Source organism: Bradyrhizobium sp. Ken64 (genome assembly GCF_055807555.1).
In genome coordinates, this window is the sequence record NZ_JBVVPA010000001.1 from 612,428 (window position 1) to 625,679 (window position 13,252).

Annotated in this window: 15 protein-coding genes; 4 read left to right on the plus strand and 11 right to left on the minus strand. The window is 65.8% G+C overall.

The features are described from left to right. The first annotated feature begins 46 nt into the window (after positions 1–46). The 3 genes from AC0L2F_RS03065 (at position 47) to AC0L2F_RS03075 (ending at position 3,185) form a co-directional block, all read left to right on the plus strand. Positions 47–856, plus strand: coding sequence for an IclR family transcriptional regulator (locus AC0L2F_RS03065; RefSeq protein WP_007615519.1), 810 nt, complete (start codon positions 47–49; stop codon positions 854–856). Between the two features lie 246 nt (positions 857–1,102). Then, the gene (locus AC0L2F_RS03070) at positions 1,103–2,398 is read left to right on the plus strand and encodes an O-acetylhomoserine aminocarboxypropyltransferase (RefSeq protein ID WP_473247427.1); all 1,296 of its coding nucleotides are present in this window, start codon (positions 1,103–1,105) and stop codon (positions 2,396–2,398) included. Positions 2,399–2,402: 4 nt separating this feature from the next. Continuing rightward, positions 2,403–3,185: an alpha/beta fold hydrolase gene (locus tag AC0L2F_RS03075; RefSeq protein ID WP_473247428.1), complete on the plus strand. Its 783-nt coding sequence runs from the start codon at positions 2,403–2,405 to the stop codon at positions 3,183–3,185. Between the two features lie 271 nt (positions 3,186–3,456). Here AC0L2F_RS03075 and AC0L2F_RS03080 read toward each other — a convergent pair whose 3' ends face one another. The 9 genes from AC0L2F_RS03080 to phnG are packed head-to-tail and all read right to left on the minus strand — an operon-like array spanning position 3,457 to position 10,465. Further along, the gene (locus AC0L2F_RS03080) at positions 3,457–4,068 is read right to left on the minus strand and encodes a pyridoxamine 5'-phosphate oxidase family protein (protein WP_063994184.1); all 612 of its coding nucleotides are present in this window, start codon (positions 4,066–4,068) and stop codon (positions 3,457–3,459) included. Positions 4,069–4,090: 22 nt separating this feature from the next. Then, positions 4,091–4,687, minus strand: coding sequence for a phosphonate metabolism protein/1,5-bisphosphokinase (PRPP-forming) PhnN (gene phnN / locus AC0L2F_RS03085; protein WP_473247429.1), 597 nt, complete (start codon positions 4,685–4,687; stop codon positions 4,091–4,093). Beyond that, a complete protein-coding gene (locus tag AC0L2F_RS03090; RefSeq protein ID WP_473247430.1) occupies positions 4,684–5,838 on the minus strand; it encodes an alpha-D-ribose 1-methylphosphonate 5-triphosphate diphosphatase in 1,155 nt (384 codons plus the stop codon). The genes phnN and AC0L2F_RS03090 overlap by 4 nt, the downstream gene beginning before the upstream one ends. 11 nt (positions 5,839–5,849) lie before the next feature. Continuing rightward, entirely contained in the window at positions 5,850–6,548 is a 699-nt protein-coding gene (gene phnL / locus AC0L2F_RS03095; protein ID WP_063994187.1) for a phosphonate C-P lyase system protein PhnL, read from the minus strand. 38 nt (positions 6,549–6,586) lie between these two features. Then, on the minus strand, positions 6,587–7,384 hold the full coding sequence (gene phnK / locus AC0L2F_RS03100) for a phosphonate C-P lyase system protein PhnK (protein WP_007615531.1): 798 nt from the start codon (positions 7,382–7,384) through the stop codon (positions 6,587–6,589). Continuing rightward, a complete protein-coding gene (locus tag AC0L2F_RS03105; RefSeq protein ID WP_063994189.1) occupies positions 7,377–8,273 on the minus strand; it encodes an alpha-D-ribose 1-methylphosphonate 5-phosphate C-P-lyase PhnJ in 897 nt (298 codons plus the stop codon). The genes phnK and AC0L2F_RS03105 overlap by 8 nt, the downstream gene beginning before the upstream one ends. Then, positions 8,270–9,385, minus strand: a complete 1,116-nt coding sequence (locus AC0L2F_RS03110; RefSeq protein ID WP_063994190.1) for a carbon-phosphorus lyase complex subunit — start codon at positions 9,383–9,385, stop codon at positions 8,270–8,272. Before AC0L2F_RS03110 ends, AC0L2F_RS03105 begins: the two co-directional genes overlap by 4 nt. Before the next feature lie 2 nt (positions 9,386–9,387). Then, entirely contained in the window at positions 9,388–9,996 is a 609-nt protein-coding gene (gene phnH / locus AC0L2F_RS03115) for a phosphonate C-P lyase system protein PhnH (protein ID WP_473247431.1), read from the minus strand. 4 nt (positions 9,997–10,000) lie between these two features. Beyond that, entirely contained in the window at positions 10,001–10,465 is a 465-nt protein-coding gene (gene phnG, locus AC0L2F_RS03120; protein ID WP_007615541.1) for a phosphonate C-P lyase system protein PhnG, read from the minus strand. 119 nt (positions 10,466–10,584) lie between these two features. Between phnG and phnF the strand changes: the two genes are divergently transcribed. Then, complete coding sequence (gene phnF / locus AC0L2F_RS03125) at positions 10,585–11,316, plus strand: phosphonate metabolism transcriptional regulator PhnF (RefSeq protein ID WP_007615543.1); 732 nt, start codon at positions 10,585–10,587, stop codon at positions 11,314–11,316. A 161-nt stretch (positions 11,317–11,477) separates the two neighbouring features. On the opposite strand, the gene phnE (AC0L2F_RS03130) is transcribed toward phnF, so the two are convergent. Both phnE (AC0L2F_RS03130) and phnE (AC0L2F_RS03135) read right to left on the minus strand, forming a co-directional pair. Further along, positions 11,478–12,326 carry a phosphonate ABC transporter, permease protein PhnE gene (gene phnE / locus AC0L2F_RS03130; protein ID WP_007615544.1) on the minus strand — a complete coding sequence of 283 codons (849 nt, stop codon included), beginning with the start codon at positions 12,324–12,326 and terminating at the stop codon, positions 11,478–11,480. Then, positions 12,323–13,207: a phosphonate ABC transporter, permease protein PhnE gene (gene phnE, locus AC0L2F_RS03135; protein WP_473247461.1), complete on the minus strand. Its 885-nt coding sequence runs from the start codon at positions 13,205–13,207 to the stop codon at positions 12,323–12,325. The genes phnE (AC0L2F_RS03130) and phnE (AC0L2F_RS03135) overlap by 4 nt, the downstream gene beginning before the upstream one ends. Positions 13,208–13,252: the final 45 nt, after the last annotated feature.

A 13,252-nucleotide genomic window follows, 5' to 3' on the forward strand; every position in this document is an offset into this window, starting at 1 on the left:
TGCGCGCTTTACCTGTCGAGTGAATTGTGGCGTTCTTGTCCATATTATGGACAAGAGGACTTCCGCGAAATCCGCCCGCCGCATGACCGAACCGCGACAGGGCGCGCAGGCGATCCGCCGCGCGCTCGCGGTGCTGCGGATCCTCGCCGCAGGCCGCGAAGACGGCGTGCCGCTGGCCGAGGTGGTGCGGGCGACCGGCCTCACCCGCCCGACCGTGCACCGCATCGTCCACGTGCTGATCGAGGAAGGCATCGTCGAACGGCATGACAAAACCGGCCGCTACGCGATCGGCAACCAGGTGCCGGAGCTCGCGCTGGCACGGGCCCGGCCCTCGCGGCTGCTGATCGCGGCAAATCCGTCGCTGCAACGCGCCTCGACCGAGATCGGCGACACGCTGTTCCTGACGGTGCGGACCGGAAACGACACGCTGTGCGTCGATCGCAGGATCGGCATCTATCCGATCCAGGTGCTGTCGATCGAGGTCGGCGCGCGTCGACCGCTCGGCGTCTCCAGCGCAGGCGTCGCCATCCTCGCCGCGATGCCGGCCCAGGACGCGCGAAAAATCGTCGCGGCCAATGAGAAGAGACTGGAGGCCTACCGGACCGACGCTGCAACGGTGCTGGGCCAGGTCACCGCCGCAAGGCGGCTTGGATATGGCATGAGAGAAATTGGTCTCGTGCAGGGCACGAAGTCGATCTCGACCTGGATCAAGACCCCGGACGGCCGCCCCGCTGCCGCGATGACCGTCTCCGCCGTTCGGACCAGGCTCGGCCCGCGCCGCGAGCAGGAGGTCGCGGAGATTTTGCTGCGGGAGGCGCGGATTATCGAGCAGGCGATCCGGGGGAATACTGGATAGCGCTGACCGTGCCGCTTCACCTCTCCCCGCTTGCGGGGAGAGGTCGGATCGCTCTTGCGATCCGGGTGAGGGGGTACAGGTCTCTCGACCATCTCGCGTGCGGAGAGAGGCCCCTCACCCCAACCCTCTCCCCGTAAGAACGGGGCGAGGGAGCGCACCGACGATGCGGCGATGTCAATGGGCTGACTTCGCGCGCCGTTTTGTGGCACAAGAGCCGCCTCCGCCGACCGAGCAACGAGGCCCCGCATGCCCGCGCCAAAACCGCCCGCCTTCGAGACCCTGAGCCTGCATGCGGGCCAGCATCCGGATCCCGCGACCGGCGCCCGCGCCGTGCCGATCTATCAGACCACGTCCTACGTGTTCCAGGATTCCGATCACGCCGCAGCGCTGTTCAACCTCGAGCGCGCCGGCCACATCTATACGCGCATCTCCAATCCCACCACCGGCGTGCTCGAGGAGCGGCTTGCGGCGCTGGAGGGCGGCGTCGGCGCGATCTGTACCGCGAGCGGCATGGCCGCGCTGCATCTCGCCATCGCGACGCTTCTGAACGCCGGCGACCATATCGTCGCGTCGAGCTCGCTCTATGGCGGCACCATCAATTTGCTGGCGCACACGCTGCCGCGCTTCGGCATCACTACAACGTTCGTGAAGCCGCGCGATCTCGATGCGTTCCGCGCGGCGATCAAGCCGAGCACGAAGCTGGTGATCGGCGAGACCATCGGCAATCCCGGGCTCGAGGTGCTTGATATTCCGAAGGTCGCGGCGATCGCACATGACGCGAAGATTCCGCTGCTGATCGACAACACGTTTGCCACGCCCTATCTCAGCCGTCCGATCGAGCTCGGCGCCGACATCGTCATGCATTCGGCGACCAAATGGATCGGCGGCCACGGCATCGCGATCGGCGGCGCCATCGTCGACGGCGGCCGGTTTGACTGGCGCTCATCCGGAAAATTCGGCGTGCTGACCGAGCCCTATGGCGGCTATCACGGCATCGTCTTCGACGAGCAATTCGGCACCGCCGCCTTCATCATGCGCGCGCGCACCGAAGGCCTGCGCGATTTCGGTGCCTGTCTATCGCCGACCAACGCGTTCCAGCTGTTACAGGGCGTGGAGACGCTTGGCGTGCGCATGGACCGCCACATGCAGAACACGAACCTCGTGCTGGAAGCGCTGAAAGCCAACAAGGCCGTGGACTGGGTGCTGCATCCCTCGCTGGAGGACCACGCGGACTACCAGCTCGCAAAACAATTGCTGCCGCGCGGCGCCGGCTCGATTGTCTCCTTCGGCATCAAGGGCGGCCGGCCTGCTGGCCGCAAGTTCATCGAATCGCTGCGCATGATCAGCCATCTTGCCAATGTCGGCGACGCCAAGACGCTGGTGATCCACCCGGCCTCGACCACGCACCAGCAGATGGACGCCGAGCAGCTCAAGGCCTCCGGCATCGGCGAGGAGCTGGTGCGGCTCTCGGTCGGCATCGAGACCGCAAGCGATATCATCGACGATCTCGCGCAGGCGCTGCGCATCTCGCAAAAGGTCTGACACCATGAAGCTCTCCGTCAACGGCGCCGAGGTGCTGGTCGCAACCGGCGGCCGCGACTTCGACAGATCCCTGCCCGCCGTCGTCTTCCTCCATGGTGCCGGCTTCGATCATTCGACCTGGGCGCTGCACACGCGCTGGTTCGCCCATCACGGCTTTGGCGTGCTGGCGCCTGATCTGCCCGGTCACGGCCGTTCGCCCGGACCTTCGCTCGGCAGCATCGCCGAGATGGCCGACTGGACGGCGGCCCTGCTCGATGCGGCCGGAGCGACGAAGGCGCATCTGATCGGCCATTCCATGGGATCGCTGATCTCGCTGGAGACGGCCGCACGTCACCCCGACAAGGTGTCCGCGCTCAGCCTGATCGGCACGGCCGCGACCATGACGGTCGGCCCGGATCTGCTGAAAGCGGCCGAAGCCAATTCGCAGGATGCCAACGACATGGTCTCGATCTGGGGACTCGGCTTCAGCGCCGAGCTCGGCGGCAGCCTCGCGCCGGGCCTGTGGATGCATGGCGGCGCGCAGGCCGTGTTGAAACACTGCGAGCCGGGCGTGCTGTTCCGGGATTTGTCCGCGTGCAATGCTTACGCGAACGCGCTTCAAGCAGCCGCGAGCGTGAAGGTGCCCACGACACTCATCCTCGGCGAACGGGACATGATGACGCCGGTGAAGGCCGGCAAGGCACTTGCCGCCGCGATCCCGCATGCGAAGATAGTTGTGGTGCCGGGCGCCGGCCACATGATCATGGCTGAACGCCCGGATGAATTGTTGGCAGCGCTGACGGGCTGAATCTGCTCAGGAACCCGGCGTCGATCATGCGTTTTGGCGACGTCTGAGCCAGCGCCTCGTCCTTCGAGACGCCCGCTGTCAGCGGTCTCCTCAGGATGAGGCTCAGCTCGGTTGCGCGAACTTTGAAACTGCAGCCACCCCCTCCGCCCTCATCCTGAGGGCCCGCCGAAGGCGGGCGTCTCGAAGGATGGCCACGGGCAATCTGCCCACCACGTTCTTCTTCATATGATACGCGATTCCTGTGGTGGGACGGGGAAGGGGGGACAACCAGTCACCACATCGTCGCGGCCGCCCGCTCGGGCCAGGCGCGGTCGTACTCCACGCCGCCGACCTTGTTCTCGCTCATCTCGGCGAGGATCTGTCCGGGTGTCGGCAGCGTCTTGGGGTCGATGCGCTTGTCGGGATTCCAGAGATCGGAGCGGACGATGGCGCGGGCGCACTGGAAGTAGATTTCGTCGACATTCATCACCATGACGCTGCGCGGCGCCTTGCCGTCGACCTTGAACGAGGCAAGCAGTTCGGGATCGATGGACAGATGCGCCCGGCCATTCGCGCGGACGGCATTGCCGGAGCCGGGGATCAGGAACATCAGCGACACCCTGGGATCGCGCACGATGTTGCGCAAGGAATCGACCCGGTTGTTGCCGCGGCGATCCGGCAGCATCAGCGTCTTCGGATCGTGAATGCGGACGAAGCCGGAGAGATCGCCGCGCGGCGAGCAGTCGATCCCCTCGGGCCCGATGGTGGCGAGCGCGGCGAACGGCGCCTTTTCGATGAAGACGCGATAGAGCGGGGTGACGTGGTCGGCGACTTTCACGGTCGAGGCGTCGTTGGTGACGCCGTAGATGGCCTCCAGCTGCTCGACGGTTTCGATCACCGACATTCCAGTCTCCTTGTCGTGCCGGCTATTCGTGCCAGCCTTGATTCCTGATCACGCGTAGAAGCTGGCGGCCGTGATACTCCGCGCTGCCGGCGTTGAGGATGGTGACATCGGCCTGCGCCGATGCATCGTTGACGCTGCGCGTCAGTCGTTCCGCGATGTTGCCGTCACTGTCCCGGGCGCGGGCGGCGAGCCGCTGCGCCAGCACATCCGGCGGCGCAGTGATCGCGACCACCACGACGTTTGCATAGGTCTGACGTAGCGCGCAGATCACCGTGCGCGAAACATTAGCCACGACGGCGCGTCCGGCACGAATATCGTCGTTGAGGTCGAGCGGCAGCGCGTAGGAATGTCCATGCGCCTCCCAATGCACGGCGAAATCCCCGTGATCGCGCGCGCGCCGGAATTCGTCAGAGCTCACCGCGATATTGTCTTCGTCGGCCGAGGATTCGCGCGTCACGACCCGGCGCGGGAAGACGATGTCCTGATCCTCGATGCACGCTGCCCGCGCCTGCCGCAGCAGCGTGTCCTTGCCGGCACCGCTGGGACCGACCACGAGCACGAGCCGCCCGGGCCCGATCGCACCCGTCGTCTTTTCCGCCGCGGGGACGGCTTCGCTCATGCGACGCGGCTCCCTTCGCGCCAGACGCTGCGGACCGCGGGAACGTGGCCCGCAACATGGACGCGGATCAGATCGGCACGCTTGCCCAGGGCAATTTCACCCCGGTCGGACAGGCCGACCGCCTCCGCGGGAGCCTTCGTCACGGTGCGGATCGCCGCTGCAAGACTGATGGCGGGCACATGCTCGGGCAAATGCAGCGCAGCCATCAGAAGGCTCGAGGGGATGTAGTCCGACGACAGGATGTCGAGCAGGCCCTCGCGGGCGAGATCGACCGCGGCGATATTGCCGGAATGCGAGCCGCCACGCACGACGTTCGGCGCCCCCATCAGGATATCGATGCCAGCCTCGTGCAGGCCGCGCGCGGCCTCCAGCGTGGTCGGGAATTCCGCCACCGAAACGCCATCGCGCACGGCGTCCACGACGTTCTCCTCGGTGGTATCGTCATGGCTCGCCAGCGGGATCTTGTACTTGTGTGCCAGCGCCACGATCTCACGCATGTTGGTCGCCGCATAGGCCTTCTGATATTCGAAGCGCTTCGCGAACAGCTGGTCGAGCTCGGCATCGGTCTTGCCGCCGCCCTTGCCGCGGTAATAGTCGCGCAGCTTGCCTTCGTCGCGGAACTGGCGCTGGCCGGGGGTGTGGTCCATCAGCGACATCAATCGCACGTCGGGACGGTCGATCAGCTCCCTGGCCTCCTCGACCACGCTCGGCATCGGAATTTCGCAGCGCAGATGCAGGAAGTGATCGGCACGCAGCAAATCGGCGGCGCGCGCGGTCGCGATCGCCGCGGCAAGCACGCCGGCGCGTCCATCTACTTCCTCGGCACCATCCTCGCGCCAGACCCGGAGCGAGTCGAACACCGTGGTGATGCCCGAGGTCGCGAGCTGGCCGTCATAGGAGACGACGGCGGCGACCGGATTCCAGAATACTTTTGGCCGCGGCACGTAATGCGCTTCGAGATGGTCGGTGTGGAGCTCGATCAGGCCGGGCATGATCAAATCGCCGCCGGCATCCTCTGCCCCCGCAGGCGCCCTGTCCTCGCCGATCTCGGCAATGCGCCCATCGGCGAGCGCAAGCCAGCCCTGCTCGATCACCCGTTCCGCCAGCACGATCCTGGCGTTGGCGATCACGATGTCCTTCTTGGCGTTCATGTCCATTTCCTTCAGGCCGCGGCGGCGAAGCTGGTGACGTCGACGATGCGGTCGGCAATCTGATGACGGATTTCGTCGTCATGGACAATGGCGACCATGGCGACGCCGTGGCGCTTCTTTTCGGCGACCAGCTCGACCACGACGGCGCGATTGGCGGCGTCGAGCGAGGCGGTGGGCTCGTCGAGCAGCAGGATCGGCAGATCCGAGATGAAGCCGCGCGCGATGTTGACGCGCTGCTGCTCGCCGCCGGAGAAGGTCGCGGGCGGAAGCTGCCAGAGTCGCTCGGGGATATTGAGCCGATGCAACAACTCGCCCGCGCGCTGCTGCGCCTCAGCTCGGGCCATTCCGTTGACGATCAGGGGCTCGGCGACCACGTCGACGGTCGCGACGCGCGGCACCGCGCGCAGGAACTGACTGACATAGCCGATGGTCGCGCGGCGGATGTTGAGGACCTGCCGCGGCTCGGCCGTGGCAAGATCCACCAACGCCCCGCGATGGCGGATGCCGATGCGGCCGGAGTCGCAGCGGTAATTGCCGAAGATCATCTTCAGGATCGACGATTTTCCGGCGCCTGATGGCCCCGACAGCACGACGCATTCGCCCGGGTTGACCTGGAAGGTCACACCGCTGACGACGGGCAATTCGATGCCGCCCTGCAGGTGCATCGTAAAAGTCTTGTTGGCGTCGGCGATGTCGATCATGGCGGCCATTGGAAAACTCTTCTTGCAAGGCTCATGGCGTTGAAGGCTCATGGCGGCAGAATCGAGGAGACGAGGAGCTGGGTGTAGGGCTCGCGGGGATCGTCGAGCACCTGATCGGTGAGCCCGGTCTCGATGACGCGGCCGCCCTTCATCACCATCACGCGGTGCGACAGCAGGCGCGCGACCGCGAGATCATGGGTGACGATGATGACCGCGAGGTGTAGCTCCGCGACGAGGCTGCGCACGAGGTCGAGCAGGCGCGCCTGCACGGAAACGTCGAGGCCGCCGGTCGGCTCGTCCATGAACACCAGCCGCGGCTCGGTGACGAGGTTGCGGGCGATCTGGAGCCGCTGGCGCATGCCGCCGGAATAGGTCCGCGGCGCATCGTCGATGCGTGCGATGTCGATCTCGACGCGGGTCAGCCAGTCCGACGCGGTATCGCGGATGCGACCGTAGTGATTCCACCCCACCGCCATCAGCCGCTCGCCGACATTGGCGCCGGCCGAGACCGCCATGCGCAGACCCTGCGCGGGATCCTGGTGGACGAAACCCCAATCGGTGCGGAACAGGAAGCGCCGCTCGGCCTCGCCCAGCGTGGCGAGATCGCGGGCGACGCCGTCGCGCATCCGGTAGGACACCTGGCCGCCGCTGGCCGCGAGCTGACCCGACAGGAGCTGGAGCAGCGTCGACTTGCCCGAGCCGGATTCGCCGACGATTGCCAGCACCTCGCCGGGATAGAGCGCAAAGGACACGTCGCGGCACGCCGCGATCCGGCCATAGGATTTGCTGAGGGATTTTGCGACCAGCAGCGGCTCGTCGTTTTCGAGCATGTCTTGATCAGCCATTGGATGCCTCCTGCGCCTTCTCCTTGTACGGCGCGGCGCTCAGGCTGCCGTGATGGCCGGCGGCCTGGCGGCCCTCGCAATAATCGGTGTCGGAGCAGACGAACATGCGCCCACCCTTGTCGTCGGTGACGATCTCGTCGAGATAAGAATTTTCAGCGGCGCACAGCGCGCAGGGCGCGTTGAAGCGATACGGCTCGAAGGGGTGGTCCTCGAAGTCGAGCGACACGACTTGCGTATAGGGCGGGATCGCATAGATGCGCTTCTCGCGGCCGGCGCCGAACAATTGCAGCGCCGGGCAATTGTCCATCTTGGGATTGTCGAATTTCGGCGTCGGCGACGGGTCCATCACGTAGCGCGCGTTGACCTTCACCGGATAGGCGTAGGCCGTCGCGATGTGTCCGAAGCGGGCGATGTCCTCGTAGAGCTTGACATGCATCAGGCCGTATTCGGCGAGCGCGTGCATGCGTCGCGTCTCGGTCTCGCGCGGTTCGAGGAAACGTAAAGGCTCCGGGATCGGCACCTGATAGACCAGCACCTGATTTGCGTGCAGCGACGTCTCGGGAATGCGGTGACGGGTCTGGATCACGGTCGCATCTTCAGTCGCGGTCGTCGTGGCGACGCCGGCGGTCTTGGCGAAGAATTTTCGGATCGAGATCGCGTTGGTGGTGTCGTCGGAGCCCTGGTCGATCACCTTCAGCACATCCTGCGGCCCGAGGATCGCCGCGGTGACCTGGACGCCGCCGGTGCCCCAGCCATAGGGCATCGGCATCTCGCGGCTGGCGAACGGCACTTGATAGCCCGGGATCGCGATCGCCTTGAGGATCGCGCGACGGATCATCCGCTTGGTCTGTTCGTCAAGATAGGCGAAATTATAGGCGGGCGCGTTCATTCCGCGGCCTCCTTCAGGGTGTCAGGCGCATTGGCCTCCGTGAACGCTTCAGAAAACTCTTGGCGCAGCTTGCGCAGCAGGCCGAGCTCGGACTGGAAGTCGACATAATGCGGCAGCTTCAGATGTTCGACGAAGCCGGTCGCCTGGACGTTGTCCGAATGCGACATCACGAATTCCTCATCTTGCGCAGGCGCCAGCGCCTCTTCGCCGAGCTCGCGCGCGCGCAACGCGCGGTCGACCAGCGCCATCGACATGGTCTTGCGTTCGCTCTGGCCGAAGGCAAGGCCATAGCCGCGGGTGAAGCACGGCGCTTCGGTCGCGGAGCCCTTGAACTGGTTGACCATCTGACACTCGGTGAGCTCGATCGAGCCGAGCGGAACGGCGAAGCCGACGTCTTCCGCCGAAAATTCAACCTCGACCTCACCGAAGCGTATCTCGCCGGCGAAGGGGTGGTTGCGGCCGTAGCCGCGCTGGGTGGAATAGCCCATCGCCAGCAAAAACCCTTCGTCGCCACGCGCGAGGTTCTGCAAACGCAGATCGCGGTCCGCCGGGAAATTCAGCGGCTCGCGGGTGAGATCGCCGACGCTGGCGCCTTCCTCGGCCTGCGGCGATGATTCGATCAGCCCGTCGCGGCCGAGAATATCCGTCACGCGTGGCGTGGGCACCGTCGAGGCTTCAGCCGTCGCCGGCGCTTCCGGCACAAAGCCTTCGGCGAGCGAGGGATCGAGCAGGCGGTGCGTATAGTCAAAGGTCGGGCCGAGGATCTGGCCGCCGGGAATGTCCTTGAAGGTCGAGGACACCCGACGCCGCACCCGCATCGCGCCGGTCTCGACCGGCTCGGTGGCGCCGAAGCGCGGCAGCGTGGCGCGGAAGGCGCGGACCAGGAAGATCGCCTCGATCAGATCGCCGCGCGCCTGCTTGATGGCGAGCGACGCGAGTTCGCGGTCATAGAGCGAGCCTTCGCTCATGACGCGGTCCACGGCGAGGCCGAGCTGCTCCGAAATCTGGTCCAGGGAAATTTCCGGAACGCTTTGGTCGCCGCGCCGTGCACTCGCGAGCAGGCGATGGGCGTTCTCGATGGCGCGTTCGCCGCCTTTGACTGCGACATACATGGTTAGCTTCCCTTGCTCACGACGCGCGTGGTGCGCGGGATCGCAACCACGGCGTCATCGGCGACCAGCACCACATCGATGCCGCGCGGAAACAGCGCGTCGTTGACGCGCAGGCGCTCGAACAGGTCGAACGGCTTGATCGACGCCTGGAGCGTCGCGACACCGTCGATGCCGGGACCGCGCAGTTCGAAGCTGCGCCCCGAGTCCAGGCTCTCGACCTGCAGGATCAACGTCGTCGACCGATCCGGATATTCGCTGGTGCCCAGCGCGAAGCGGTCGAGCGAAGGCAGCGCCCCGCCGTCGCTGATCAGCGCGAAGCTCGCGATCGAGGAATCCTGTACCACCGGCGCGCCGGTATGGAATTTCAGCCATTTCACGACGTCGGAACTCTCATGCATGCGCGCATCGAGCCAGAGCGGCGTGTCGTGATCGAACAGCGTCAGCGCGATCGCGGCCGTGCCGCGCATCATCGTGTGAGGCGCTCCTGATGTCGGCACGATGCGCCGGACCGACCCCGGCCGCGCCATCGCGTCCATGACCGAACGAAAGGTCGATTGCGCCGACAGCACCTTGTCGGCGAACCCCGGCGGCAGTTCCGCAATCGTGGTCATGACCTCACCCCTCACCGCGCACCATGGTGTAGAAATCAACCTTCGTCGCGGCGGTCTCGGCCGCCGCCTGCTTGCGCCTGACCATAAGCTGCTCACGCAACGGCGCGATGATGTCCCGCTCCACCGCGTCGCCGAAATCGCTGGACTGCACCAGCGCGTCGCACAGCGCGATCAGCCGCGCCTTCTCACCGTCGCGACCGAGCGTGTAGCCGAAGCCGACCTCGCCGCTGGCAAGCCGCACCGCGGCCCGCGACACCGTGGCTTCGCCGAGGTTGAACGGCGCGCCGTCGCCGCCGACCCGGCCGCGCAGCATGACGAGGCCGTTTTCCGGCGCGCGCAGATCCTGATGCGCCGGCAAAGCGAGAGCGCGGAGGCGAGCGGCGATCTCGCCCACCTCCGCGTTCGCCAGCACGGCCATTGCGGCCTTGCGCTGGGCTTGCTGATTGTTGTGCTGGGTCACCAGATCCACCGAACTTTTCTCAACAACTTGCCGAATCCAAGTTGTCTATGATACTAGACAACTTGATAGCGGAGCGCCATGACTGTTTCGTGACAAAGGCGTGATTTCTGGAGTAGCTTCCCGGCCACATGAGCATGCAGGACACAGCCTCCTCCGGCGTCGCGTTGTGGCGCCTCGTTGCCGACGGCATTGAGCGCGGCATCGCCGATGGCCGCTTTGCGGCCGGCGACAAGCTGCCGGGCGAGGTGGAGATCGCCGAAACCTATCGCGTCAACCGCCACACGGTGCGCCGCGCGCTGGCCGCGCTTGCCGAGCGCGGCCTCGTGCGGGCCGAACGCGGCAGCGGAACCTATGTCGAGGCGCAGAAGCTCGCTTATCCACTGCGCTCGCGGACCCGTTTCTCCGAGATCGTCGGCGCGGACGGCCGCGAACCGCATGGCCGCTTGATCGAGGCGTCCGATGATGTCGCGACCCGCGAACTCGCGCGGGAACTTGGATTGAAGGCCGGCGCACCACTGGTGCGGATCGAGGCGATGCGCCTCGCCGACCGCACGCCGATTTGCGTCTCCACGACGTGGCTGTCGGCGCAGCTGTTCCCGGGTGCGGGCGACGTCTTTGCCGCGACCCGCTCGATGACGAAATTGCTCGAGCATTACGGCGTCCGCGACTATCGCCGGGGCGCGACCCGGATCACCGCCGGCATCGTGGACGCCACCGACGCCGCACGGCTCGATCTGGCGCTGGGACGGCCGATCCTGGTGGTCGACGCCACCGACCACGATCTCGACGGCAAGCCGCTGGTCACCAAGCATTCGCGCTTTGCCGCGGAGCGGGTGGAGTTTCTGGTGGAGAACGGGTGAGCTGCGGCCCTCTCCCCTTGTGGGAGAGGGTGGCTCGCCGCATTAGCGGCGAGACGGGTGAGGGGTATGTCTCCGCACCCACCGATCTGAATGTGAGGATGCAGACCCCTCATCCGGCGCTTCGCGCCACCTTCTCCCACAAGGGGAGAAGGGAAGAAGACCTACGCGACCGCCCTTCGGCCGATGATGGCGAAGCGCAGTTTTCCCGAGACGAAATCGATCGCGGCGACCGCGACCAGGATCATCAGGATCAGGAACGACACCTTCTGCCATTCCAGCACGCGGATCTGCTCGGCGAGTTGCAGGCCGATGCCGCCGGCGCCGACGATGCCGATGATGGTGGCCGAGCGCGTGTTCGACTCGATGAAATAGAGCACCTGCCCCGCGATCACGGGCAAGACCTGCGGCAGCAGACCGAACCGAATCTCGTGCAGCGCGCTGCCGCCGGAGGCGCGGATGCCCTCGACCTGCTTCTGGTCGGCGCCCTCGATTGCCTCCGAGAACAGCTTTCCGAAGGCGCCGAAATCCGACACGGCAATGGCGAGCACGCCGGCAAACGGGCCGAGCCCGACCACGTTGATCCACACCAGCGCCCAGATCAGCGTGTCGACGCCGCGGATCGAATCCAGGAAACGTCGCACCGGAAAGCGCAAGATTTTCGACGGCACCACGTTACGCGCGGCAAGAAGACTGACCGGCAGCGCGAACACCGCAGCCAGCGTCGTGCCGAGCAGCGCGATCGAGAGCGTCTCGCCGAGCGCCTTCAGATAGATCGGCAGCGACGAGCCGGGATCCGGCGGGATCATCAGCAGACTGATCCAGCCGAGCTGATTGAGCCCGTTGATGAAGCGCGACGGCGAAAAATCGAGATCGACGAGGCCGTAGATGAAGATGGCGAACGCCGCGACGATCATCGCGGGGACGGCAACCCGCGCCGAGGCGGGGCGGTGGAACACGTCCGGATAGCGCGCGCGAAGCGCCACGGTATCGATCTGCTGCGGTGCCGTCACGACCGCGCCTCCTTGCCGAACAGCCGGCCGCGCAGCCAGCCAGTGCTGATGTCGATGATGAAGACCGTGACGATGATGGTGAGCAGGATGGCGCTGACGTCCGAGTAATAGAACTTGCGGATGGCGACGACGAGCTCCTGGCCGATGCCGCCGGCGCCGACGAAGCCCATCACGGAGGCCTCGCGGACATTGATCTCGAAGCGCAGCAGCGCGTAGCTGGCATAACCCGCGGTGACCTGCGGCAGGATAGCGAAGCGCATGCAAGCGAGCCAGCTCGCGCCGGTCGAGCGGATGCCTTCGACCGGCTTCATGTCCGCGTTCTCGACGATCTCGGAGAACTGCTTTCCGAGCGCGCCGGTGGAGTGAATCGCAATGGCCAGCACGCCCGCCATCGGTCCGAGTCCGAAGGCGATCACGAAGATCAGCGCAAACACGATGCCGGGCACCGTGCGGGCGAATTCGAGCAGGCGCCGCACCACGAAGCGCAGCCAGGGCGCGGGCGAGGTGTTTTCAGCCGCGAGGAAATTCAGGCAGAATGCAAAAGTCGCGCCGATCAGCGTGCCGACATAGGAGATCAGCAGGGTCTCGCCCAGCATCTTCAGCCATTTGCGCCAGCCCCAGAGCCATTCGCCGACATCGGTCCAGACCCGCTGTCCGCTGTCGAGTGTGAGGATGCGGTCGAAATAGCTGAGGAAGTTGCCGAAATACGTGAAGAGCGTACGCAGGTTCACTTCCGCGCCGATCGCGGCGAGAACCAGCGCTGCAGCAAACAGCGCGGCACCGAGCAGAAGGCGCAACCGCTTTCGCGCGACCGCCCGGCCATAGGCGGTATTGAGCACGGCCAGCTGCTGCTCGGGGAGGATGGAAACCGCGACTGTCATCTTATCAGGGAAGTGGTCGATCAAAAGAGAAAGAGCCGGGTCCAT

Excerpts from the sequence above, each read along its gene's own strand:
- phnL (WP_063994187.1), bottom strand. The coding sequence starts at position 6,548 with ATGGCCGCCATGATCGACATCGCCGACGCCAACAAGACTTTTACGATG.
- AC0L2F_RS03105 (WP_063994189.1), bottom strand. The coding sequence starts at position 8,273 with ATGAACGCGCCCGCCTATAATTTCGCCTATCTTGACGAACAGACCAAG.
- phnF (WP_007615543.1), top strand. The coding sequence starts at position 10,585 with ATGAGCATGCAGGACACAGCCTCCTCCGGCGTCGCGTTGTGGCGCCTC.
- AC0L2F_RS03070 (WP_473247427.1), top strand. The coding sequence starts at position 1,103 with ATGCCCGCGCCAAAACCGCCCGCCTTCGAGACCCTGAGCCTGCATGCG.
- phnK (WP_007615531.1), bottom strand. The coding sequence starts at position 7,384 with ATGGCTGATCAAGACATGCTCGAAAACGACGAGCCGCTGCTGGTCGCA.
- AC0L2F_RS03090 (WP_473247430.1), bottom strand. The coding sequence starts at position 5,838 with ATGAACGCCAAGAAGGACATCGTGATCGCCAACGCCAGGATCGTGCTG.
- AC0L2F_RS03075 (WP_473247428.1), top strand. The coding sequence starts at position 2,403 with ATGAAGCTCTCCGTCAACGGCGCCGAGGTGCTGGTCGCAACCGGCGGC.
- phnE (WP_473247461.1), bottom strand. The coding sequence starts at position 13,207 with ATGACAGTCGCGGTTTCCATCCTCCCCGAGCAGCAGCTGGCCGTGCTC.
- AC0L2F_RS03110 (WP_063994190.1), bottom strand. The coding sequence starts at position 9,385 with ATGTATGTCGCAGTCAAAGGCGGCGAACGCGCCATCGAGAACGCCCAT.
- AC0L2F_RS03080 (WP_063994184.1), bottom strand. The coding sequence starts at position 4,068 with ATGTCGGTGATCGAAACCGTCGAGCAGCTGGAGGCCATCTACGGCGTC.
- phnN (WP_473247429.1), bottom strand. The coding sequence starts at position 4,687 with ATGAGCGAAGCCGTCCCCGCGGCGGAAAAGACGACGGGTGCGATCGGG.
- phnH (WP_473247431.1), bottom strand. The coding sequence starts at position 9,996 with ATGACCACGATTGCGGAACTGCCGCCGGGGTTCGCCGACAAGGTGCTG.
- AC0L2F_RS03065 (WP_007615519.1), top strand. The coding sequence starts at position 47 with ATGGACAAGAGGACTTCCGCGAAATCCGCCCGCCGCATGACCGAACCG.